Annotated in this window: 22 protein-coding genes and 2 pseudogenes; 16 read left to right on the top strand and 8 right to left on the bottom strand. The window is 61.0% G+C overall.

Annotation, left to right across the window (positions count from 1 at the left end; all coding sequences use genetic code 11):
- Positions 1 to 63: 63 nt before the first annotated feature.
- A complete protein-coding gene (locus GGI60_RS06600; protein WP_183914230.1) occupies positions 64 to 2,061 on the bottom strand; it encodes a methyl-accepting chemotaxis protein in 1,998 nt (665 codons plus the stop codon).
- Positions 2,062 to 2,480: 419 nt separating this feature from the next.
- Here GGI60_RS06600 and rpmH point away from each other — a divergent pair, with 419 nt between their 5' ends.
- The 8 genes and pseudogenes from rpmH to GGI60_RS06560 all read left to right on the top strand — a co-directional run.
- A complete protein-coding gene (gene rpmH, locus GGI60_RS06595) occupies positions 2,481 to 2,615 on the top strand; it encodes a 50S ribosomal protein L34 (protein ID WP_008524438.1) in 135 nt (44 codons plus the stop codon).
- Positions 2,616 to 2,637: 22 nt separating this feature from the next.
- Complete coding sequence (rnpA, locus tag GGI60_RS06590; RefSeq protein ID WP_183914228.1) at positions 2,638 to 3,039, top strand: ribonuclease P protein component; 402 nt, start codon at positions 2,638 to 2,640, stop codon at positions 3,037 to 3,039.
- Entirely contained in the window at positions 3,039 to 4,832 is a 1,794-nt protein-coding gene (yidC, locus tag GGI60_RS06585) for a membrane protein insertase YidC (RefSeq protein ID WP_183914227.1), read from the top strand. Before rnpA ends, yidC begins: the two co-directional genes overlap by 1 nt.
- A 142-nt stretch (positions 4,833 to 4,974) precedes the next feature.
- The gene (yihA, locus tag GGI60_RS06580; protein ID WP_183914225.1) at positions 4,975 to 5,628 is read left to right on the top strand and encodes a ribosome biogenesis GTP-binding protein YihA/YsxC; all 654 of its coding nucleotides are present in this window, start codon (positions 4,975 to 4,977) and stop codon (positions 5,626 to 5,628) included.
- A 249-nt stretch (positions 5,629 to 5,877) separates the two neighbouring features.
- Positions 5,878 to 6,087: a cold-shock protein gene (locus GGI60_RS06575; RefSeq protein WP_183914223.1), complete on the top strand. Its 210-nt coding sequence runs from the start codon at positions 5,878 to 5,880 to the stop codon at positions 6,085 to 6,087.
- Between the two features lie 131 nt (positions 6,088 to 6,218).
- On the top strand, positions 6,219 to 6,443 hold the full coding sequence (locus GGI60_RS06570; RefSeq protein ID WP_183914221.1) for a hypothetical protein: 225 nt from the start codon (positions 6,219 to 6,221) through the stop codon (positions 6,441 to 6,443).
- Between the two features lie 200 nt (positions 6,444 to 6,643).
- The gene (locus GGI60_RS06565) at positions 6,644 to 6,919 is read left to right on the top strand and encodes a hypothetical protein (protein WP_183914218.1); all 276 of its coding nucleotides are present in this window, start codon (positions 6,644 to 6,646) and stop codon (positions 6,917 to 6,919) included.
- Positions 6,920 to 7,141: 222 nt separating this feature from the next.
- A pseudogene (locus GGI60_RS06560) lies at positions 7,142 to 7,414 on the top strand (histidine kinase); the annotation flags it as partial.
- Between the two features lie 158 nt (positions 7,415 to 7,572).
- Here GGI60_RS06560 and GGI60_RS06555 read toward each other — a convergent pair.
- Together GGI60_RS06555 and GGI60_RS06550 are read right to left on the bottom strand one after the other, a co-directional pair.
- The gene (locus GGI60_RS06555) at positions 7,573 to 8,292 is read right to left on the bottom strand and encodes an anti-sigma factor domain-containing protein (RefSeq protein WP_183914214.1); all 720 of its coding nucleotides are present in this window, start codon (positions 8,290 to 8,292) and stop codon (positions 7,573 to 7,575) included.
- Positions 8,289 to 8,803 (bottom strand): annotated as a pseudogene (locus GGI60_RS06550) (sigma-70 family RNA polymerase sigma factor). Before GGI60_RS06550 ends, GGI60_RS06555 begins: the two are co-directional and overlap by 4 nt.
- Before the next feature lie 144 nt (positions 8,804 to 8,947).
- Here GGI60_RS06550 and argB point away from each other — a divergent pair.
- Positions 8,948 to 9,835 (top strand): acetylglutamate kinase, encoded by an 888-nt coding sequence (argB, locus tag GGI60_RS06545; RefSeq protein ID WP_183914212.1) that lies wholly within the window; start codon positions 8,948 to 8,950, stop codon positions 9,833 to 9,835.
- Between the two features lie 26 nt (positions 9,836 to 9,861).
- Here argB and GGI60_RS06540 read toward each other — a convergent pair whose 3' ends face one another.
- Positions 9,862 to 10,707, bottom strand: coding sequence for an oxidoreductase (locus GGI60_RS06540; RefSeq protein ID WP_183914210.1), 846 nt, complete (start codon positions 10,705 to 10,707; stop codon positions 9,862 to 9,864).
- 116 nt (positions 10,708 to 10,823) lie between these two features.
- Here GGI60_RS06540 and GGI60_RS06535 point away from each other — a divergent pair, with 116 nt between their 5' ends.
- Complete coding sequence (locus tag GGI60_RS06535; protein WP_183914208.1) at positions 10,824 to 11,741, top strand: LysR family transcriptional regulator; 918 nt, start codon at positions 10,824 to 10,826, stop codon at positions 11,739 to 11,741.
- 157 nt (positions 11,742 to 11,898) lie between these two features.
- Positions 11,899 to 13,047: an alpha-hydroxy acid oxidase gene (locus GGI60_RS06530; RefSeq protein ID WP_183914206.1), complete on the top strand. Its 1,149-nt coding sequence runs from the start codon at positions 11,899 to 11,901 to the stop codon at positions 13,045 to 13,047.
- Positions 13,048 to 13,106: 59 nt separating this feature from the next.
- Here GGI60_RS06530 and GGI60_RS06525 read toward each other — a convergent pair whose 3' ends face one another.
- Genes GGI60_RS06525 through bchE form a run of 3 tightly spaced genes read right to left on the bottom strand, consistent with a single transcriptional unit; the run spans position 13,107 to position 16,533 of the window.
- Complete coding sequence (locus tag GGI60_RS06525) at positions 13,107 to 13,877, bottom strand: isocitrate lyase/phosphoenolpyruvate mutase family protein (protein ID WP_183914204.1); 771 nt, start codon at positions 13,875 to 13,877, stop codon at positions 13,107 to 13,109.
- Entirely contained in the window at positions 13,874 to 14,947 is a 1,074-nt protein-coding gene (locus GGI60_RS06520) for a bifunctional transcriptional activator/DNA repair enzyme AdaA (RefSeq protein WP_183914202.1), read from the bottom strand. The genes GGI60_RS06525 and GGI60_RS06520 overlap by 4 nt, the downstream gene beginning before the upstream one ends.
- A 56-nt stretch (positions 14,948 to 15,003) precedes the next feature.
- The gene (bchE, locus tag GGI60_RS06515) at positions 15,004 to 16,533 is read right to left on the bottom strand and encodes a magnesium-protoporphyrin IX monomethyl ester anaerobic oxidative cyclase (protein ID WP_183914200.1); all 1,530 of its coding nucleotides are present in this window, start codon (positions 16,531 to 16,533) and stop codon (positions 15,004 to 15,006) included.
- 188 nt (positions 16,534 to 16,721) lie between these two features.
- Here bchE and GGI60_RS06510 point away from each other — a divergent pair, with 188 nt between their 5' ends.
- Positions 16,722 to 17,438 carry a pyrimidine 5'-nucleotidase gene (locus GGI60_RS06510; protein ID WP_183914198.1) on the top strand — a complete coding sequence of 239 codons (717 nt, stop codon included), beginning with the start codon at positions 16,722 to 16,724 and terminating at the stop codon, positions 17,436 to 17,438.
- 113 nt (positions 17,439 to 17,551) lie between these two features.
- Positions 17,552 to 18,169: an EF-hand domain-containing protein gene (locus tag GGI60_RS06505; protein ID WP_183914197.1), complete on the top strand. Its 618-nt coding sequence runs from the start codon at positions 17,552 to 17,554 to the stop codon at positions 18,167 to 18,169.
- An 89-nt stretch (positions 18,170 to 18,258) separates the two neighbouring features.
- Here the strand turns inward: GGI60_RS06505 and GGI60_RS06500 are convergent, their stop codons facing one another.
- The gene (locus GGI60_RS06500; RefSeq protein ID WP_010031366.1) at positions 18,259 to 19,119 is read right to left on the bottom strand and encodes an LOG family protein; all 861 of its coding nucleotides are present in this window, start codon (positions 19,117 to 19,119) and stop codon (positions 18,259 to 18,261) included.
- 193 nt (positions 19,120 to 19,312) lie between these two features.
- Here GGI60_RS06500 and dapD point away from each other — a divergent pair, with 193 nt between their 5' ends.
- The 3 genes from dapD (at position 19,313) to GGI60_RS06485 (ending at position 22,050) form a co-directional block, all read left to right on the top strand.
- On the top strand, positions 19,313 to 20,173 hold the full coding sequence (gene dapD, locus GGI60_RS06495) for a 2,3,4,5-tetrahydropyridine-2,6-dicarboxylate N-succinyltransferase (protein WP_183914194.1): 861 nt from the start codon (positions 19,313 to 19,315) through the stop codon (positions 20,171 to 20,173).
- A 100-nt stretch (positions 20,174 to 20,273) separates the two neighbouring features.
- The gene (dapE, locus tag GGI60_RS06490; protein WP_183914192.1) at positions 20,274 to 21,467 is read left to right on the top strand and encodes a succinyl-diaminopimelate desuccinylase; all 1,194 of its coding nucleotides are present in this window, start codon (positions 20,274 to 20,276) and stop codon (positions 21,465 to 21,467) included.
- A complete protein-coding gene (locus GGI60_RS06485) occupies positions 21,454 to 22,050 on the top strand; it encodes a hypothetical protein (RefSeq protein WP_183914190.1) in 597 nt (198 codons plus the stop codon). The genes dapE and GGI60_RS06485 overlap by 14 nt, the downstream gene beginning before the upstream one ends.
- Positions 22,051 to 22,060: the final 10 nt, after the last annotated feature.

Here is a 22,060-nt window from a genome sequence, read left to right as displayed (position 1 = left end):
TCATGTCGTCACAAAGAAACGCCGCCCGGAGGCGGCGCTCGAAGACGCGTGAAGGGTCGGAGTTCAGAACTCTTCCCAGCTCTGTTCGGCTGCGGCCGCATTGCCACCGAAGGCGCGGGCGACCTTGGCGATCGCCCGGCGGGCGGGGGAGGCGACCGGCTGCCGGTGCGGCTCGTTGCGGACGAGCGCCACGGGTGCCGCCCCATCCGACAGCTTGAAGCGGGCGATGAGGTGCACGAGCCCGTTGGCTTCGGCCGAAAGCCTGTGGGTGGCGGCGGACGTTTCCTCCACCATCGCGGCGTTCTGCTGCGTCACCTGATCCATCTGGTTGACGGCGGTGTTGACTTCCTTGAGGCCGGTCGACTGCTCCACCGCGGCGGTGGCGATCGAATGGATATGATCGTTGATGGCGATGACGCGGGTGCCGATTTCCGAAAGGGCCTCGCCGGTCGCCTGGACGAGCTTGACGCCGACCTGCACCTCGTCGCCCGACTTGGTGATCAGCGCCTTGATGTCCTTGGCGGCCGTTGCCGAGCGCTGGGCAAGTTCGCGCACTTCCTGGGCGACCACGGCAAAACCCTTGCCGGCCTCACCGGCGCGCGCCGCTTCGACACCGGCATTCAGCGCCAGAAGATTGGTCTGGAACGCGATCTCGTCGATGACGTTGATGATCTGGCTGATCTCGCGCGAGGCCTGTTCGATGCGGCCCATCGCCTCGACGGCATTGCGCACGACAACGCCGGAACGGCCGGCATTTTCCTTGGCTTCGGACACCATGACGGTGGCTTCATGCGCCCGCTCGGTGGAATTCTGGACGACGGCGGTGATCTGATCGAGCGCGGCGGAGGTCTGTTCGAGGGCGGCCGCCTGCTGTTCGGTGCGCTTCGACAGATCATCGCTGGCATTGCGCAGCTCGGCGGTGTTGCCGTTCATCGCTTCCGTCGTCTCGCGCACTTCACGCATCGTCGCCTGCAGCGTCACGAGGCTGTTGTTGACATTCTGCTGCAGCTCGGCAAAGGCGCCCTGGAAGCGGCCGTTCATCATCTGGGTGAGGTCACCTTCGGCAAGACTTGCGATGACGCGGCGCGTCTCGCCGATGCCGGCATCGACGCTCGACAGCAGCGTGTTGATGTTGCCGGCGAACTGGTTGAGGTTCTCGTCCTGATAATCCTTGTCGATGCGATGGCTGAAATCGCCGGCCGCAGCCGCGGCGACGACGACCGACATGCTGGACTGCAGATCGTCGCTCTTGGCGCGCATCGCCGCTTCCTGGGCGTTCAGGCGCTTGACGGCCAGGCCATTCTCCTTGAAGACCGCGACCGCGGCGGCCATCTCGCCGATTTCGTCCTGGCGACCGGCAAAGGGAACCTCGGCGTCGAAATTGCCGTTTGCGACCTCCTTGATCGCGTGGGTGACACGCTTGATCGGGCGGCTGAGATGGCTGGTGCCAATATAGAAGCCCATGCCGATGCCGATCGCGATGCCGATCCCGGTAATGCTGAGGACGAGCATGAGAACCCAGGAGCGGAAGCTTTCGATCTCGGCGTCGACCGCCTCGAGCGCTGCCTTGTCGGTCGTGACGACGGCGTCGATTTCCGCCTGGAAAGCCTTCCGGTTGGCACGATTGGCTTCGTTGTTGCCCTGCTGGCTGGCCGCCTCGGGCCCGACTTCCGTACCAAGCCGTGCCGTTTCCATGCGGAAGGTGCGAAATTCGGCGGCGCGGGCGACGAGCTTGGCGAAATCGGCCTTCTCGCTTTCGGGAACGAGCGGCGCCCAGCCGGCAATGACCTTGTCGATCTCGTCCAAGGCGGCCATGAGCCCCTTGGCAAAATTCGGCGTATCCTTGATTGTCTTGGCCGCATAGATGCCGCGGGATTCCATGACGACCGCGGTGACGAAACGGTTGAGGCGCTCGCCGGCATACGCGCGGCCGGCCGCCTGCTCGTAGGCTGTGAGGTTGCGGCTGTATTCGCGCATGGCGGACAATGCCGTTGCGCCAATCAAAAGCGCTACCGCGCCCATCACGCAAACGAGCAGATTAATTTTCCCCCGGATCTTCAATGCAGTGCCTCCTAGCAACCCAAAACTGCCTGGAAAGCAAATTCCCAGCCGATCATCGGACTATCGGCGGAATTCCTTAAAGTTGGATTTCTAATGTTTACGATTATGACCACAAAAAAATAATAATGCCGGCTCAATTCAGAGACGCAAATCGCTGAAAACTAAGGCTTTTCATCCCGGCAGCGACAAAGTACAACCTTCTGGAGCAAAGCAGGATTGTTAACACTTATGTGCGAAAACCGCGCGCCGGTCAGCATTGCCTGTGAAATGATCCGGTATAATTGACTTTTGCGGCCTTCATCCGTATAAGCCGCCGCACGTCCGGTCACCCAAGGCCTCTATGGTCAGCCCGTTCGAAAAACAACGCTCCTTGCACTATGCAAATTCAAGAAGGGCCGCACTCCGCGGTGTTTAAATAAATGAAGCGTACCTACCAACCATCCAAGCTTGTTCGCAAGCGTCGCCACGGCTTCCGTGCGCGCATGTCCACGAAGGGTGGCCGCAAGGTCATCGCTGCCCGCCGCGCGCAGGGCCGCAAGCGTCTTTCGGCTTAAGGGCCGGGTTGCCCGAGAAGAGATGGCGGGCGAGTTGACGACCAAAGAACAGAAATACACTGTCGGGCGGCTGAAAAGCCGCCCGCAGTTTCTCGCTGTCCGAGAAGGCGAAAAACGCCGCGGCGGCCTCTTCCTCCTCGAAGTTCTCGACCGGAGGGAACCCGACAGCCAAGCCCGCGTCGGTTTTACAGTCACCAAAAAACATGGCAACGCGGTCGAACGGAACCGTATGCGCCGCCGCCTGAAAGAGGCGGTGCGGCTTCATGCGGGGTTTGCAATGCAGCCCGGACACGACTATGTGGTTGTCGCGCGCAGGGACGTGCTTAAGGCGTCCTTCCAGGAATTGGCCGCGGAGCTGAAGCTTCGCGTGGAAACCAGGCCGAAACACCGGCGCTCCGGAGACGGACGCCCCAGGAACGTATGATGGAAAACAACCGCAATTACTTCATTGCGATCGCTCTCTCGGTGCTGATCGTCCTCGGCTGGCAGTTTCTCTATATGAATCCGCGCATCGAGGCCCAGCGCAAGGCGCAGGAAGCCCAGAAGGCGCAGCAGCAGACCGAGCAGGTCCAGCCGCCTGCCGCCGGCGGCGCGACGCCAGCCCCGACGAGCGGTACGGCACCTTCCGGCCAGGCCGTCGCAACGGCGACGCTCGAGCAGGCGCTCGCAAAAACCCCGCGCGTTGCCATCGACACCCCCGCCCTTTCCGGCTCGATCAATCTTGCCGGCGCCCGGCTCGACGACCTGAAGCTCAAGGGCTATCACGAGACCGTCGACGACTCGAGCCCGATCATCACCCTGTTCAGTCCGGCGGAAACCAAGGACGGCTACTTCACCGAACTCGGCTATATCGGCAGCGATGCCACGGGCAGCGTTCCCGGCGCCTCGACGCTGTGGACGGCGCCGGAAGGCGCCAAGCTCACCGAAAAGACGCCGGTGACTCTCACCTTTACCAACGACAAGGGCCTGACCTTCACCCGCACGATTTCCGTCGATGAACGCTACATGTTCACCGTCGCCGACAAGGTCACAAATGCCGGCCAGATGCCCGTCTCGCTCTCCTCCTACGGCCGCGTGATGCGCTACAACAAGCCGACGACGCCATCCGTCTACGTCCTGCATGAAGGCTTTATCGGCGTCATCGGCGACGACGGCCTGATCGAAAGCAAATATAGTGCCGTCGAGAAACAAGCCGTGTCGCCGGCGAAATCCACCGGCGGCTGGCTGGGCATCACCGACAAATACTGGGCGGCAACGATCGTTCCGCCGCAGAGCGCTGCCTATGAGGCGAAATTCTCGTATTTTGCCGACGGTCAGCCGCGTTATCAGGCCGACTACAAGGACGACGCCTTCACCGTGGCGCCCGGCCAATCGATCGAGCTCAAGAACCTCGTTTTCGCCGGCGCCAAGGAAGTGCCGGTCATCGACGGCTACGAGGCCTCCTATTCGATCCCGAAGTTTGACCGGCTGATCGACTGGGGCTGGTTCTATTTCATCACCAAGCCGATGTTCAAGCTGATGGATTTCTTCTTCCGCTTCTTCGGCAATTTCGGCGTGGCGATCCTATGCACCACCATCGTCGTCAAGGCGCTGTTCTTCCCGCTCGCCAGCAAGCAGTACGCCTCGATGGCGAATATGAAGCGCATGCAGCCGAAGATGGAGGAGCTGAAGGCGAAATTCGGCGACGACCGCATGGGACTGCAGCAGGCAATGATGCAGCTCTACAAGGAAGAGAAGATCAATCCGATCGCCGGCTGCTGGCCGGTGGCGCTGCAAATCCCGATCTTCTTCTCGCTCTACAAGGTGATCTACATCACCATCGAGATGCGGCACGCGCCCTTCTTCGGCTGGATCCAGGACCTTTCGGCGCCCGATCCGACCACGATCGTCAACCTGTTCGGCCTGCTGCCGTTTACGGCGCCGACTTTCCTGCATCTCGGCGTCTGGCCGCTGATCATGGGCATCACCATGTTCGTGCAGATGCGCATGAACCCGACGCCGCCCGACCCGACGCAGGCAATGATCTTCAACTGGATGCCGCTGGTATTCACCTTCATGCTGGCAAGCTTCCCGGCCGGCCTCGTTATCTACTGGGCCTGGAACAACACGCTGTCGGTGATCCAGCAGTCGGTGATCATGAAGCGTCACGGCGTCAAGATCGAGCTCTTCGACAATCTGAAGGGCCTGTTCCGACGAAAGACGGCGCCATCGAAATGATGCTCTCAAGCCCCGCTTCGGCGGGGCTTTTCATTTTCCGGGCGGCGGAGAAGCATGGAGCGGACCGCCCGAAAGCTTGACATCCGCCTTCAAAACCACGAAGGCCGGTGAGAGAACGAAAGTAGAGATTGCCGAGCCCCGCATGACCGAAACCGAGAAGCCGCTCTTCGGACACCCCTGGATCTTCATCCGTGGCGTCCCGTCGCTGAATTTCCTGCCGCCGGAAGGACCGCCGGAGGTGGCCTTCGCCGGCCGTTCGAATGTAGGCAAGTCGTCGCTGATCAATGCGCTGGTCGGCCAGAAGGGTCTGGCGCGCACGTCGAATACCCCTGGGCGCACGCAGGAACTCAATTATTTCGTTCCGGACGGTTATTCAGGCGAAGCCGGCGACCTGCCGCCGATGGCAATCGTCGACATGCCCGGCTATGGCTATGCGCAGGCGCCGAAGGAACAGGTCGACAAGTGGACAAAGCTCGTTTTCGACTATCTGCGCGGCCGTGCGACGCTGAAGCGCGTCTATGTGCTGATCGACAGCCGTCATGGCATCAAGAAGAACGACGATGACGTGCTCGATCTGCTCGACAAGGCTGCCGTCTCCTATCAGTTGGTGCTGACCAAGACCGACAAGATCAAGGCGCCGGCCGTGCCGAAACTCCTTGCCGATACGACGGAAAAGATTCGCAAGCGCCCGGCCGCCTATCCCCATGTGCTGTCAACCTCGTCCGAAAAGGGCGACGGGCTGGATGATCTGCGCCAGGCCATCGCTGAAACCGTCGGCATAGCCCACTGGAAATAGAGGCCCCCGGCAGGGCTACGGCTGCGGAGTCGCCGAAACAGCCAAAAGTTTATTCGTGCCCACCAGAGAAAACTAACGGTTGACGGCGCGCATTAACCCACCTATATAGTGGTTACCGAATTTTGCTTGCTGGCTTGGTTATCGCGCGTCTGGCACCGCGGCTGAACGAACTTCCTTTCAAAAATCGCTATCACCATCCGTATCGCTTTGGCGCTGCGGTTCTTCAATATTGCTATGAAAGGGTTCATCATGACCACTGGCACAGTTAAATGGTTCAATTCCACCAAGGGCTTCGGCTTCATTCAGCCTGACAATGGCGGCGCTGACGCCTTCGTTCACATCTCCGCTGTCGAGCGCGCCGGAATGCGTGAACTCGTCGAAGGCCAGAAGATCGGCTTCGACCTTGAGCGTGACGCCAAGTCGGGCAAAATGTCCGCCTGCAATCTCCAGAACGCTTAAATCGATATCTGCTTTCCTTTGACCACGGATGTACTGGCACTGCCGGAAGCACGTTATCCATTCAAGGCCAGGCGATCTGCCTGGCCTTTTTGTTTTCGCTCGCGCGTCGAGCCTCCCGTATCGGAGCCCACATGACCCAAACATACAGCAAATCACGCCAGCGAGCCGAGATCGCCTTCGGCAACGTCCAATCGCAGTTCTTCGCAAAGAACAAGGCGGTGGAAGAACTCGAATCCGACGCCCAATCCCTCCAGGCGAAGACGTTGCGGCTTCGGGAGGCGCGGCTTGCCAAGGAACGCAACGACCGGGCGTCGGCGACGTCGGCCCTTATTGCCAAGCGCGCCAAGGCCTGCTGACGCAAGACTGCGGCCAAGTACACTCGCCGTGCCGATTGCACTGAAGCATCGTGATCCGCCGCCCGGAAATAGTCCTTTGCGTCGCCGCAGCGTTGTGCCGGCGCCGAATTTTCCCGAGAAAATGCGTTCGGTTGAACGAGCAGGGCACAGGTACCGGCCTGAGCCGTGCCGGCAGTTCACTCATACCAAAGGGAGCCTCAATGACAGAGGACGCGAAAGAACTTCAGTCGATCAACACGGCGTGGCAGATCGCCATTCAGGAAATTTTGCGCATGGTCATCAGAGATATGTATCGCGGCGGGGGCGAGGCGTCGTTCAAGACACATATCAAACGGATTGAAGAGGCGGCCGTGGACAGTATTTACACCGATTTGCGGCTGCGCGGCACAGATGAATGGACGGAAGTCCTCGTCAAGGAACGGGCGAGCAATTTCGTCACGACGCTGCTGACATCGTTTACCTACGATCGAGCATAAACAGGCTTCGCTAAAACACATCGCGATCTTTTGTATCCGCGCTGCTCGATTGGTCCTGTCGATCGAAATATTCCAAGCAGGTTGCGGAGATCGACCGTCGCTCCATCGGGAAACCACTTGTCGACTACGTGCGATACTGATTGCGCTTGCGCCGTCGCAGTTTTTGAAGCAACGCGTCATCTCATGCTGTTGAAGAGCAGCGACATACGCGAATAATCATTGATGACTGACACAGACGAAGCCCTATCGCCGGAGGGCTTCGGCAACCTGGCCCATCTTACCGAAGCCCTCGACGGCGACCAATTTCGATACTTTCTCGATCATGTCGCCTACGCGGTAGCCGTCTTCGAGTTCGGCGGCACCTGCGAGACGCTGATTTACGTCAACATCGAATTCGAACGGCTGACAGGGCTCCCGGCCACAGGTCGAGGGAAAGCGCTGACTGATATCGTGTTGAATTGCAGTGTCTCCCTCGTCTTCCCGAAAACCGAAGCGGCGCAATAGATCTGCCCCAAGGGAGTGAGATCCCGACCCTTCGCAAGAAGCAGTAGCCGGCATCATGCATGCCTGAGCGTCATCCGACATGTCGAACTACGGAAGGCCGCGCCGAAGAGTTTCAGACAGGGAGAAATTGATTTACGGCCGACGCACCGTTATGGCCGGTGCACCGCGCCGCTTGCGATCACCGGACCGGTCACCTGTCCGGTCAGCGAACCGCCGAAAGGCTCGAGGCTGACGGCAAGGGTTGCGCCATCGGCGACATTGTTGCGCAGATCGGCGGGAATGACGAGTTCACCGCTTTCGCCGGGCTCGAAGATGCCGAGCGATTTCGGTACGCCACTGCCCGGCACCAGCCAGAGTTCGAGCGATTTCTCCTCCGGCTTGCCGGCGGCGACCGGCACGATCTTCAGCCGGCCGCTCTGGATCTCGTAGGAGGCGCGGAGATTGATCGTGTTGTTTTGACCCGCAAGTTCGGCCACCAGCGGTGCCGGCCCCTGCGGCTGCGGTACAAGGCCGGAGGCGAAGATGACGGCACTGACGGCGACGACGATGCAGGCGAACGCCAGCGATCGCCAGAAGACCGCGGAATTCCACAGCCCCTGCGAAAAGGATGCAGGCTTTCCGGCATCGCCGAACAACCGAGCCTCGATCTGCTTGAAGGTTTCCCGGCTCGGCGCGACGCCGTCATATTCGTCGTTGAAGGCGGAGAGGTTGGTTTCCCAGCGGCTGACGATCGCCGCAAAGGTGCGGTCGCGGCGCATGCGCTCTTCCACTACCCGGCGATCCTGTAGCGACAGGACGCCCAATACATATTCACCGGCGAGGACCTCGTCGCGGGAGCGATTTCCCTTGCTTTTGTCGGGCGATGTCATCGTTCCATGCACTCTCTCAGTTCAAGAGGCTGCGCCTGAGCCAGGTCCGCATCGTGTTCAGCGGAACGCCAAACTGATCCGCCAGTTCCTGATAGCTCAGTCCTTTGACATAAGCCCGTTTCACGGCGACCGCACGATCAGCTTCCAACTCTTCCATGCAGGTGTCAATCCGCCTTCCTTCATCCTTCCTCACCGTCTGTCTTTCCGGATCGGGTTGGTATCGGCAAGATCGCAGATGCTATCGCATTCGTCGGCGACGGGCTTGCGTGCACGCAACGGCAATTGCGGCCAACCATGCCGAGGATGGCTCCGAGGTTGCCGGAAACCGCCCAAGCCGCTCGCCCAATTGACATAGACTTCCTGCAGGGCTCCTCGGCTTCCGTGCGGTCCTTCAGAATACGCAGGCAAATTGCGAAAAGTTTCGGTGCGGTCTGGCTGTATAGGGCAGCGAAGGCCATACGGTCGCCAGCGTGACGCGGCCGATCAGGTGCTTGATCTCATCGCCTTGCATGCCGTTCCTGATATCGTGCTTGGCTCAGCCGGCGCACCGAACTCCTCCCGCCCCGTGCCACATACGAAAAACTATTGCGCTCTGGATTATTCCCTCTGTCAGAAACTTGCGATAAAAGGCCGCGATCAATTCTGCGGGGTTCCCATGAACGAAACCGAAAGCGAACTTCAGGCACGGCTTCTTGCCAAGGCACTGCCCTTCATGCAGCGTTACGAAAATAAAACGATCGTGGTGAAGTACGGCGGCCATGCGATGGGCAATCCCGAGCTCGGCAAGGCCTTTGCCAGCGACATCGCGCTTCTGAAACAGTCGGGCGTCAACCCGATCGTCGTTCACGGCGGCGGTCCGCAGATCGGCGCCATGCTGACCAAGATGGGCATCGAATCGAAATTCGAAGGCGGTCTTCGCGTCACCGACCAGAAGACGGTCGAGATCGTCGAAATGGTGCTCGCCGGCTCGATCAACAAGGAGATCGTCGCGCTGATCAACCAGACGGGCGAATGGGCGATCGGCCTTTGCGGCAAGGACGGCAACATGGTCTTCGCCGAAAAGGCACGCAAGACCATCAAAGACCCGGATTCCAACATTGAGCGGGTGCTTGATCTCGGCTTTGTCGGCGAAGTGGTCGAAGTCGACCGCACGCTGCTCGATCTGCTCGCCCGCTCCGAGATGATCCCGGTCATCGCGCCCGTGGCTCCTGGCCGCGACGGCGCGACTTACAATATCAACGCCGACACTTTCGCCGGCGCCATTGCCGGCGCGCTGAACGCCACCCGACTGCTGTTTTTGACCGACGTTCCCGGCGTGCTCGACAAGAAGGGTCAGCTCATCAAGGAACTTTCCGTCGCCGAAGCGCATGCGCTGATCGCCGACGGCACGATCTCGGGCGGCATGATCCCCAAGGTCGAGACCTGCATCGACGCGATCAAGGCCGGCGTGCAGGGCGTCGTCATTCTGAACGGCAAGACCGCCCATTCCGTCCTGCTCGAGATCTTTACCGAGCACGGCATCGGAACGCTGATCGTTCCCTGATCGAACAGGGCGCTTGCGGGCGCCCCTTATGCTTCGGCAAAATCCGTCGAAAGCGTAAGATCTTCCCAGGCGTCGATTTCCGCGCTCAAGCTTTTCAGCCTGTCGCGGACGAGCGAAAGGGCATCGGCTCCAAGCAACAGATGGACGGGTGGTTTTTCCGCCTCGACCAGCGCCATTACGGCTGCGGCTGCCTTACGAGGATCCCCCGCCTGTTTGCCGTTCTTTTCCTCACGTGCCCTGCGGATCGGATCAAAAAGCGCATCGTAATCGGCAATGCTCCTGCCGCTGCGGACCATGGACCGGCCCGCCCAATCGGTTCGGAACGAGCCAGGAGCCACCGCCGTGACCGAAATACCGAAGTCTTTCACTTCTTTTGCAAGAACCTCGCTTATCCCTTCCAGCGCAAATTTGCTGCCGCAATAATATGCGATGCCCGGCATGGTGATGAAACCTCCCATGGAGGTGATATTGATGATATGGCCTGTCCGCCGCCGGCGCATGAACGGCAGGACAGCCTTCATCATTGCGACAGCTCCGAAGACATTCGCTTCGAATTGCCGCCGCATTTCCTCGATCGGCGATTCCTCCATCGTCCCCTCATGCCCGTAACCCGCATTGTTGATGAGCACGTCGACAGGACCGACGGATCTTTCGATATCCGTAACAATCGGTTCGAGCGCCGCAACATCGGCGACGTCGAGGTTAACGGTGAGGGCGCGGCCAGGCGCCAGATTCTCGAAGCGGACCGCGGCCTCGTCGGTTCGCACCGTGCCCACGACTTTGTGCCCCTTTTCCAATGCGGCTTGCGCAAAAGCGAGGCCGAAGCCCGAGCTGACACCGGTAATCAGGAACTGCTTTTCATATCCACTCATGTTGAACTCCCGCTAACGATCGCGCCTGTTGTGGGGGCGCCCGTGATCATGTGGCGGGAGGACGTGAATATTTCCAATATATTGCAAAGGCGATATCGATATCTTAAAAGAATGACATGGAGTTGCGTCACCTTCGTTATTTCATTGCTGTCGCTGAAGAACTGAACTTTACGCGAGCGGCGCGCAGGGTCGGCATCGGACAACCGCCGTTGAGCAACCAGATTCGCGATCTCGAAAATGAGATTGGCGCCTTGCTCTTCCGGCGACTTCCGAGCGGCGCCGAACTGACGGAGGCGGGCAAGGCTTTTCTACCTGAGGTTCGAGCCATCCTGCTGCAGGCAGAACAAGCAAAGCAAAGCGCATTGCGGGCAGCGCGCGGCCATCAGGGTCGGCTGCGGGTCGGATTTACCAGCTCGGCGGTTTTCAATCCCATCGTGCCTTCCGCGATCAATGTCTTTCGCGAGAAATATGCGGCGGTCGAGCTCAGCCTGGAGGAAGCACCCACCGCGCGATTGCTGGAACGGCTGGACGCCGCCGAACTCGACGCCGTCTTCATCCGTCCGGGCAGTTCTGACCCGGCGCAAGCCCGGTCTGCGCTTGTGGCCGAAGAGCCGATGGTTATCGCCCTGCCGTCGGGACATCACAAGTCACAAGCAAAAGCATTGCGGCTCGACGAGCTTGCGGAAGAGAGCTTCGTCCTCTTCCCGCGCGAGGCAGGCGCCAGTTTTTTTGACGACATTATCGCCGCCTGCCGACGATCGGGATTTGAACCTCTTCTCGGCCCGCCGGCGCCGCAAATCACGTCCATTGCCAGCTTGGTCGCCGTCGGCCTCGGCATCTCGATCGTGCCGGTAGAAATGACCAAGATCAATGTTCCCGGCGTCCGCTACATCGCTATCTCAGGGGATGCGCCGATAGCACGTGTGGCCCTATCAACCCGTCGTGACGAGCGCTCGCCCATCGTCCGCAACTTCATCGCACAAACCATCAGCGTGCAGCGGAGGTTTGAGGGTGCCGTGCGGCAGCAGCGGTGAGGAGGTTTGCCCGACACTGGCTGACCACCGCCCGACGCAGAAACTCTCCCAAGCAGCAATATCCATCCGACAGGTCGCAAATCGAACGATCTAGACTTGGCAAGATTTCGAATCGTGCTTTAGGTTGCGGCCCAAACTCAACGGGTCGAGCAAAAAGATGCGCCTTACAGACTGCTATAATTTTCACGATTTCCGGCGCATGGCCAAACGGCGGCTTCCCGGGCCGATCTTCGATTATATCGACGGCGCCGCCGATGACGAGGTGACGTATCGGCGCAATACCGCGGCCTTCGAAGCTTGCGATCTGGTGCCCAACGTTTTGCGCGGGGTGGCCGACATCGATATGTCGGTGACCGTCATGGGACAAAAGCTGGCGATGCCGGTTTATTGCTCGCCGACCGCGCTGCAGCGGCTGTTTCACCACCAGGGGGAACGGGCGGTCGCGGCGGCAGCGGCCAAATACGGCACGATGTTCGGCGTTTCTTCGCTCGGCACGATCAGCCTGGAGGAGGCCAGGCAGATCAGCGACGGGCCACAGGTCTATCAGTTCTATTTCCATAAGGACCGCGGTCTCAACCACGAAATGATGGCGCGGGCGAAGACCGCCGGTGTCCAGGCGATGATGCTGACGGTCGACAGCATCACCGGCGGCAACCGCGAACGCGACAAGCGCACCGGTTTTGCCATTCCTTTCAAGCTCAATATCGCCGGCATGATGCAGTTTGCGATCAAGCCCTCCTGGGGGATCGACTGGATGACGCATGAGGCGTTCCGGCTGCCGCAGCTCGAAAATCATGTGAAGATGGATGGCGGCGCGCTCTCGATCAGCCGCTATTTCACCGAGATGCTCGACCCCTCGATGTCGTGGAACGACGTGGCGGAGATGGTGCAGGCCTGGGGCGGGCAATTCTGCCTCAAGGGCATCATGTCGGTCGAGGACGCCAAACGCGCGGTCGAGATCGGCTGCACCGGCATCGTGTTGTCGAATCATGGCGGCCGCCAGCTCGACGGTTCCCGCAGCGCCTTCGATCAGCTGGCCGAGATCGTCGATGCCGTCGGCGATCGGATCGACGTGATGATGGATGGCGGCGTGCAGCGGGGCACGCATGTTCTCAAGGCCTTGTCGCTGGGGGCAAAGGCCGTCGGGCTCGGACGCTACTATCTCTTCCCGCTGGCCGCTGCCGGACAGCCCGGCGTCGAACGGGCACTGGAGACGATGCGCACCGAGATCGAGCGCGACATGAAGCTGATGGGTTGCACCTCGGTCAACCAGCTGACACGGCACAATCTGCGCTTCCGTTCCTGAACAAACGGGATGTCATTTTCGGGCCGCAGCCTTTCATGCGGATGCGGCCCGCAAACTTCTCAGAGCAGGCTGTAAATCGCTGCCGCCTCCTGTCTCAGCCTTTCCATCATCGACCGGTAAGGCCCCGGCCCATAGCTGATGCGGCCGACCCCGAGCCGTGCCAACGTTTTCACATCAGGGGCGCCCGCCCGCATCATAACATTGACCGGCAGCGCCGATGCCGCGCAGATCTTTTCGATCAAACCAGCATCGATCAGACCGGGCACGAAGAAGCCGCTGCCGCCGGCGGACGCATAGGCCCTGCCCCGCTCAATCGCCTCGTCCACCAGACCGGCATGTTTGGCAAGATCGCTCTCGGCCAGGAACAGATCGGTGCGGGCGTTGATGAAAAAGGGAATATCTTTGCCGTCGGCCATATCACGAATGGCGCGGATGCGGGCCGCCTGGCTCTCGACGGGATAGAGCCCCTCGCCGGACACCACCCGATCTTCGAAATTGATGCCGACGGCGCCGATCTCGACCAGTCTGGCGACGTTGGCCGCCGCCCCCTCGGGCTCCGCCGAATAGGCGCCTTCGAAGTCGACGGAAAGCGGCAGGTCGACGAAATCGGTGATGGATTTCGCCGTCTCGACCAGCACTGACATTGGCAGCTTCTCGCCGTCGGCATACCCGTGGGCTGCGGCGACCGACCAGCTTCCGGTCGCCAACGCCTTGGCGCCGGCTTCCGCCACCGCCTTTGCCGTGCCGGCATCCCAGATATTGTAGAGGACGATCGGATTGCCCTTCTGGTGCAGCGCGCCGAATGCTCGGGCCTTTTCAGTCTGGTTCATGCTTTTTCCTCCATCTCTGCCTGTGTACTGATCTTCTCTTCATGGCGCAGCAGCCATTGCTTGCGCCAGAACCCGCCGCCGTAACCAGTCAGCGACCCGTCCGCGCCGAGGATTCGATGGCAGGGCACGATGATGGCCAGCTGGTTGGCGCCATTGGCGCGGCCGACGGCCCGCACCACCTCCGGCCTTTGCATCCCCCTGGCGAGATCGCCATAGGCGCGCGTCTGCCCGATCGGAATCTCCATCGGCTTTGCCCAGACATGTTTTTCGAAGGGCGTGCCGCCGAGCGCCAGCGGCGTCCTGAAAACGCTGAGCCGGCCCTCGAAATAATCCCGGATTTCCGCCTCGATCTGATCGATGACAGGGGTGCGGCCGATCGCTACCGAAGAGCGGACGCGTTTCTGCAGCGCTTCGAGTTCGGCCGGCAGCGCCTTGCGATCATGAAATTCGAGAAGATGCAGACAGGTCCTGTCAGCAACCGCGATCATCGGCCCGAGCGGCGTGTCGAACCAACCGGCAAAGAGCAGTTCGCGGTTCTGCGAAAGCGCCGGCGCCTTGCCGACGAGCCGCTGGAAAGCCGAGCGAAAGCCGCTCGGAGACTCATATCCAGCTTCGATCTGGACATCGATGACGCGTGCCCCATCGGCCAGCTGCCTGGCCGCTTCGCCGAGCCTGATGTAACGGACGATATCGTGGAAAGTCATGCCGAGCGCCCGCTTGAAGGCGCGGCGCACGGTCGAAGGATCATGGCCGCGGCGAACGAGCTCGTCTTCGCTCCAGCGGACCTCCGGCTCGTCCTCCAGCCGGGCCAGCAAGGCGTCGACGACCGGCTCACGGCCCGGCTGCTCCAGCGGCTTGCAGCGCCGGCAGGGGCGAAAGCCGGAATGCATGCAGGCGGCGATCGTCTCAAAGAACAGGGTGTTTTCCCGCTTAGGCTTGCGCGCCGGGCAGGTCAGACGGCAGAAGACGCCTGTCGTCTTCACGCAGACATAGGCCTGACCCTCGTAATCGGCGCTGCGCGCGACCAGGGCGTCATAGAGCGTATCATCGTCGGCGCGTTCGAACAGCATGCCCGCTTTCTAGCATCCCGCGCCTGTCGCGTCCGCCGAAAATCGGGCGTCTATTTTTATTCCGCCGCGTCGAGGCTCTTTATATGCCGTTGCGGTCGGAGCATCGACTCCTCCTCGTCATCCTGCGGCGCGCCCCAGAAATTCTCGAGCGTCGGGCCATTCTTCAGATGGCGGCGGCGGAAAAGAAATTCGAGAACCTCATGAAACCACACCCGGCGCCCCATCTGCGTGTACCAACGCATGGAATGGCGCTGCTCGCGGTCGCGATGAAAGAGGATGCGCACCAGCGCCTTCGGCCGCGCCTGGACCGCCACCTCGATGAGCTTGACGCAGGCGATCAGCACGAAGGGGTTCAGGTACCGCATCTTCAAGACCTGATGTTTGTAATCCCATTTGCGGATATCGGTCTCGATCACCTGTCGGTCACGGGCGATACGGAAGAAGGGTGTCCAGCGATGCGGGGTGACGTAGAGCGCCTGGATCTGGTCGGGGTCATAGGAGAGCAGTTGCCGGAAGCCGCGCCAGAGATCGCTGAGCTTCTCCTCTTCGAAACCGACCACCCAGGTCGCCATTGAGAGGATGTCGTGCTGGCGCAGAAGCCGGATTGCCTCGCGGTCGGTCGTTTTGGCTCCGCCCTTCTTGATCAGGGCCAGGGTTGCCTCGTCGGTATTTTCCATGCCGAGCAGCCAGCGCACGACACCGGCCTTGCGATAGAGATGCAGGATATCGGCGTCGCGGACGATGTCATCCGCGCGCGTTGAGCCGACGATCTGCACCGGCACATTCTCGGCGATCATCGCTTCGAGGAACGCGAGCCAGGCCTTGCGCGACGAGGTCGGGTTCTCATCGGCAAGATTGATGAGTTCGACTCCCTGTTCGTGATAAAGCCTGGCGATCTCGCGGGCAAACAGTTCCGGCGAGCGGTGGCGCCATCGGGTCCAGAAGCCGCGCTGGCCGCAATAATTGCACAGATGCGGACAGCCACGCGAGAACTGCATAACGACGGCCCGCTTGCCACCCCAATAGCTGTAGCTGGCATGGTCGATCAGTTCCCAGCCGATGCGATAGGCAGCGAGATCGGCGATCGCCTGCGCCGGCTGGGTTGCCCGGACTTCGCCGCGGCCGTCGCGATAGGCAATCCCGGCAATGGCATCAAGCGGACGGTTGGCGGCCAGGGCACCGGCGAGGCGCCGCATCGTTTCCTCGCCCTCCCCTCGCACGACGATGTCGAATGCCTCGGTCTCGGCCAGGACCTCTCGCCAATGGTAAGTGGGAAACACGCCGCCATAGACAACGCGGATCGCGGGATCGCTGCGCTTGACCGCTTCTGCGATCGCGCGCGCAGTAGGATGGGCCGAAGTCGAGCCGGAATGGCCGATCAGCACCAGATCAGGACCGTTCGCCGTGATCCGGTCGATGATTTCCGCAATCGTCATCGGTCCGAACTCTGCATCGATGAGGCTGAGATCATGACCGTCATCGATCAGAGGACCTGCGACCGAGAGAAGGCCGAGCGGTGGAAGGTGATCATCGGGAATACGGCTACCGATAGCGGTATGTGGTGGATTGATCAGAACGATCTTCATGCGACTTTACCCTTGCGGGTCCCCCTGTCTGACGCAGGCAGAAAGTCACCAGCGATCAATGGCGATATTCAGCCGGAATCTCTTTAAAGTTGTGAAAATCTAGCGGCATTTTTAAGAAGGCCACGGGAAAGCGGACACTCGAGCAAAAGCCCTTTGGTTTCCCGCGGCAGCCATGCCATAAGACCGCCATGACAAAGATCGACCGCACCCCCGAAAAAGCCGATTTCGACCACGTTACTGACTGGGTTTTCGACCTCGACAACACGCTCTATCCGCATCATGTCAATCTCTTCGCGCAGATCGACAGGAACATGACCGCCTATGTCGCCGCGCTCTTACAGATGGAGCGGGAAGAGGCGCGCAAGCTGCAGAAGCAATATTATCTCGAGCACGGCACGACGTTGCAGGGTCTGATGATCCATCACGGCATCGATCCGAACGACTTTCTCGAAAAGGCGCATGCAATCGATTATTCGGCGCTGATGCCGCAGCCGGAACTCGGACAGGCGATCAAGGCGCTGCCGGGGCGTAAATTCATCTTCACCAACGGCAGCGTCAAACACGCCGAGATGACGGCAGGAGCGCTCGGCATTCTCGAGCATTTCGACGATATCTTCGACATCGTCGCCGCCGACTACGTGCCCAAACCGGCGCAGGCTACCTATGACAAGTTTGCGGCGCTGAAGCGCGTCGACACGGGCAAAGCGGCGATGTTCGAGGATCTGCCGCGCAATCTGACGGTGCCGAAGGCGCTCGGCATGCAGACCGTGCTGCTGGTGCCACGCAATCTGGAAGACACGGTCGTCGAGTGGTGGGAAAGAACCAGCGGCGAGGAGGATCACATCGATTTCGTCACCGACGATCTCGTCGCATTCCTCGGCAAGGTGACCGGATCCGGCGGCTAGACTACCGGACACCTTACCAAAGTTTCACCCAGCTTACCGATGTTTAACTGGGTCTTTTGGGTCCGCTGCCATAGCCTCTTTCGTGAGGGGACACCTTACGAAAGGGAAACACGATGTACCGCAACAAGCTGATAGTGGCAGCGCTCTCCTCCGTCTTCATTTTCGGCGGAGCCGCCGGGGTAAGTTTTGCCGCACCCGGCAACGGGCCGCGTCCGCATCATGCCGGCATGGACGGTCCGGGCCGCGACGCCTTCCTCGAAATCACTTATGTCCGCATGCTCAAAGAGTTCGACGCGAACAAGGATGGCAAGGTCTCCAAGGAGGAAGCGAGCAGTGGACTCGACAAGATCTTCGCCGCGATCGATACCAACAATGACGGCTCGCTGACTCCAGGCGAAATCCGCCAGTACCGGCAGACGCAGCTGCAGGCGATGAAGGATCAGCACAAGCAGGAGGCCGGCGCCGAAAAAGACGCGAACGCGACGGCCGACATGCCGGATGACGAGGCCGGGCGGCCGCCCCGCGACGGGCATGACGGCCATCACTGGATGCGCCATGGCGGCACCTTCATGCGCGCGTCGATGATGATGCGCCGGGCCGACACTGACGAGAACGGCCAGATTTCCAAACAGGAAGCGGTTGCCGCCTTCGACAAACTGTTCACCCGCATGGACCGCAACAAGGACGGCGTCATCTCGATCGACGACATGCCGGACCGCCCGCTCCTGTAAGGTTGGACGAACCATTGCCCCGCTCTTTCCCCGCTCCGGCGGGGAAAGGGACAGCTTTCGCGATCGAGACCTGCGCTTAGGCCCTATTCTTAGTGCTCGTAGAAATCCTGAACAATCTTCCATGCGGCGTCGGCCGTGTCGACGAAGCTGATCAGCTTGACGTCGTCAGGCGCGATCGTGCCGAATTCGGCCAATGCCTCGAAATTGATGATGCTTCGCCAGAAGGCCTCGCCGAACAGGATCAGCGGCAGGCGCTCCATCCGACCAGTCTGGATCAGCGTCAGGCATTCGAAGAATTCGTCGAGCGTTCCGAACCCACCGGGAAAGACCGCGATCGCCTTGGCGCGCACCATGAAATGCATTTTGCGAATGGCGAAATAGTGGAAGTTGAAGCTGAGCTCCGGCGTCACATAGGCATTCGGCGCCTGCTCGTGCGGCAGCACAATGTTGAGGCCGATCGAGGGTGCGCCCTCGTCGGCCGCGCCGCGATTGCCCGCCTCCATGACGCCGGGGCCGCCGCCGGTGACGATGACATATTCCTGGAAATCGAAACTCGCCGAATATTTCGAGCAGAGCCGGGCGAATTTGCGGGCTTCGTCATAATAGACGGACGCCGCCTCCAGATTGACGCGCTGGATGTCGTTGCGCGCCGCCCAGGCGCTCTGGCCGGGGGCAGGAATGCGGGCGCCGCCGAACATGACGACGGTGGAGCGGATGCCGCGTTCCGTCAGCATCATCTCGGTCTTCAGCAGTTCCAGTTGCAAGCGGATCGGCCGCAGTTCCTCGCGGCAGAGGAAATCCTCGTCGACATAGGCAAGACGATAGGCAGGTGACATCGTCTGCGGCGTCTTCGGCACGGCTTGCGCCCGCTGCCTGTCGGTCGAACTGCTTTTCAGCGGGTCCCATACGCCATCCTTGCGCCTAGAACCGCCGTTACGTCCCTTCGCCATGTCGAAATGCCTTTCAGTACTGCCGGCCTTAGTGCCGGATATGTCGCTATAACGCCTTGAAACCAGATTGATCCTGCCCGAAAAATAATTCCATTCTACGGGCGCATGCTGTAGAGCAGGAAACCATCCCGCCAACCGCAATTCCGGAGACTGCGCCGTCTCCACGATAAAGATCGAAGTTTAAGGAATTCCCATGAGCGCCACCGACCTCGCATCCCTCGAAAAGACCATCGAAGCCGCCTTCGACAATCGTGACAATGTGAACATGTCGACGAAGGGCGAGGTCCGCGATGCGGTCGAAGCAGCACTCGATCTGCTGGATGCCGGCAAGGTCCGCGTGGCGACACGCGGCGCCGACGGCGCCTGGACGGTCAACCAGTGGCTGAAGAAGGCGGTGCTGCTGTCCTTCCGCCTCAACGACATGGAGGTGGTCAAGGGCGGCTCGGGCAATTCCACCTGGTGGGACAAGGTTCCCTCGAAGTTCGAAAACTGGGGCGAGAACCAGTTCCGCGCCGCCGGTTTCCGCGCCGTGCCCAACTGCGTCGTGCGCCGCTCCGCCTATATCGCGCCGAACGCCATCCTGATGCCCTCCTTCGTCAATCTCGGCGCCTATGTCGGCGAAGGCACGATGGTCGATACCTGGGCGACGGTCGGCTCCTGCGCACAGATCGGAAAACATGTGCATCTCTCCGGCGGCGTCGGCATCGGCGGCGTGCTGGAGCCGATGCAGGCCGGCCCGACGATCATCGAGGACAATTGCTTCATCGGCGCCCGCTCCGAAGTGGTCGAGGGCTGCATCATCCGTGAAGGTTCCGTGCTCGGCATGGGCGTTTACATCGGCAAGTCGACCAAGATCGTCGACCGCGCCACCGGCGAGGTCATGTACGGCGAAGTGCCGCCCTATTCCGTCGTCGTCGCCGGTTCGATGGCCTCGGCCAATGCGACGATGGCAAACGGCCTGCCGGCGCCGCATCTCTACTGCGCCGTCATCGTCAAGCGCGTCGACGAACAGACCCGCTCCAAGACCGGCATCAACGAGCTGCTCAGAGATTGATGACACCGGCACATTGATCCGTTAAACAGACGGCGTCTTTTTACGCGAGGCGGCTCCGCCCTGCCATGTCTTTGCCATTCCCGCCGGATAGTTCGACGCCATGACCGCTACCGACCCCGTCGCCAATCTCCAGACGTTGATTCGCTGCCCGTCCGTGACACCCGCCGAAGGCGGCGCGCTCACGGCGCTCGACGCCATGCTCGCGCCGCTCGGCTTTACGGTCGATAAGGTGACGGCACGCGAAGAGGGCACAGCCGATATCGAGAACCTCTATGCCCGACTTGGCAGCGACGGCCCGCACCTGATGTTTGCGGGCCACACGGATGTGGTGCCGGTCGGCGACGAAGCCGCCTGGACACATCCGCCCTTTGCCGCCGAGATATCAAAGGGCGAGCTCTTCGGCCGCGGCGCTGTCGACATGAAGGGCGGCATTGCCTGTTTCGTCGCCGCCGTCGCCCGTCATATCGAAAAGAACGGGCCGCCGGCCGGCTCGATCTCTTTCCTCATCACCGGCGACGAAGAAGGCCCGGCGATCAACGGCACGATCAAATTGCTGCAATGGGCGGCGGAGCGCGGCGAACGGTGGGACGCCTGCCTTGTGGGAGAACCGACCAATCCGGACCGGCTCGGCGACATGATCAAGATCGGCCGGCGCGGCTCGCTGTCGGGGAAGATCACAGTGCATGGCGTGCAGGGCCATGCCGCCTACCCGCACCTTGCCGACAATCCAGTGCGCGGCCTATTGCAGCTGACGCAGGCGCTGATGGACCCGCCCTTCGATGGCGGAACCGACGATTTCCAGCCATCGAACCTCGAAGTGACGACGGTCGATGTCGGCAACCCTGCGACGAACGTCATTCCGGCCAAGGCATCGGCAGGCTTCAACATCCGCTTCAATGACAGCTGGACCGTCGAAACGCTGCGCGTCGAAATCTTGCGCCGGCTCGAAGCCGCCGCAGGCAATGGCCAGCTGCGTCCAGGCAGGCCGCCGGCCAAATATGATATCGTCTGGGCCGACCGGCCGAGCCACGTCTTCCTGACCCGCAACAATGCTCTGATCGCCTCGCTGTCGTCGGCCATCGAGAGCACCATCGGTCGATCCCCGAAGCTTTCGACCACCGGCGGCACGTCGGATGCCCGCTTCATCAAGGACTATTGCCCGGTCGTCGAGTTCGGCCTCGTCGGCCAGACGATGCACATGGTCGACGAGCGCGTCGCCGTTGCCGATCTGGAGACGCTGACGGAGATCTACGAGACCTTCATCGCCCGCTGGTTCGCCCATGCCGGGTCTTAGGGAAGTCCAGTATTATCTGGCCGGCCTCTGGCTGCTGATCCGGATGGATCCGCGCGGCTTCCGCTTCCTCGATCTGTCGGAGCGTGGCGTCAACCGCTCGTTCTGGGCGATCGCCTGGTGCCTGCCGCCGATGGGCATTTCCTGGCTCTGGTGGCGACAGGCCTTCCTGCGCTCGTTGCCGCCGGAAGCCGATGTCAATTTTGCCTTTTTTGTCAGGCTCGGCCTCGTCGAGATCGCCAACTGGATTGTGCCGCTGGTCTTTGCCGGGCTGCTGCTGCTGGCCTTCCGCATGGGCGAGCGCTTTGCCCCCGTCGTCGTCAGTGTCAATTGGCTCGGCGTGCCGCTCTCCTACATCAACGGCCTACTGCTGGCGCTGGTGTTCTTCCTGCCCGGCGCCGTCGGCCTCGTCTCGCTGCTGCTGCTCGCCTTCATGCTGGCGCAGGTCTTCGTGCTGGCGCGGATCCTCCGGATGATCTGCCACGATCACGCGCTGATGGTCGGCGCGCTGACGCTGGTGCTGCTGGTGCCGTCGATGATCCTTTCGGAATATCTGCAGCACTTCCTCGGCATTTATCCCGCCTGAGCCGCGTTAT

Source organism: Rhizobium lentis, from assembly GCF_014200175.1.
Classification (GTDB): domain Bacteria; phylum Pseudomonadota; class Alphaproteobacteria; order Rhizobiales; family Rhizobiaceae; genus Rhizobium; species Rhizobium mulingense.
This window is presented reverse-complemented; position numbering and strand designations above follow the sequence as displayed.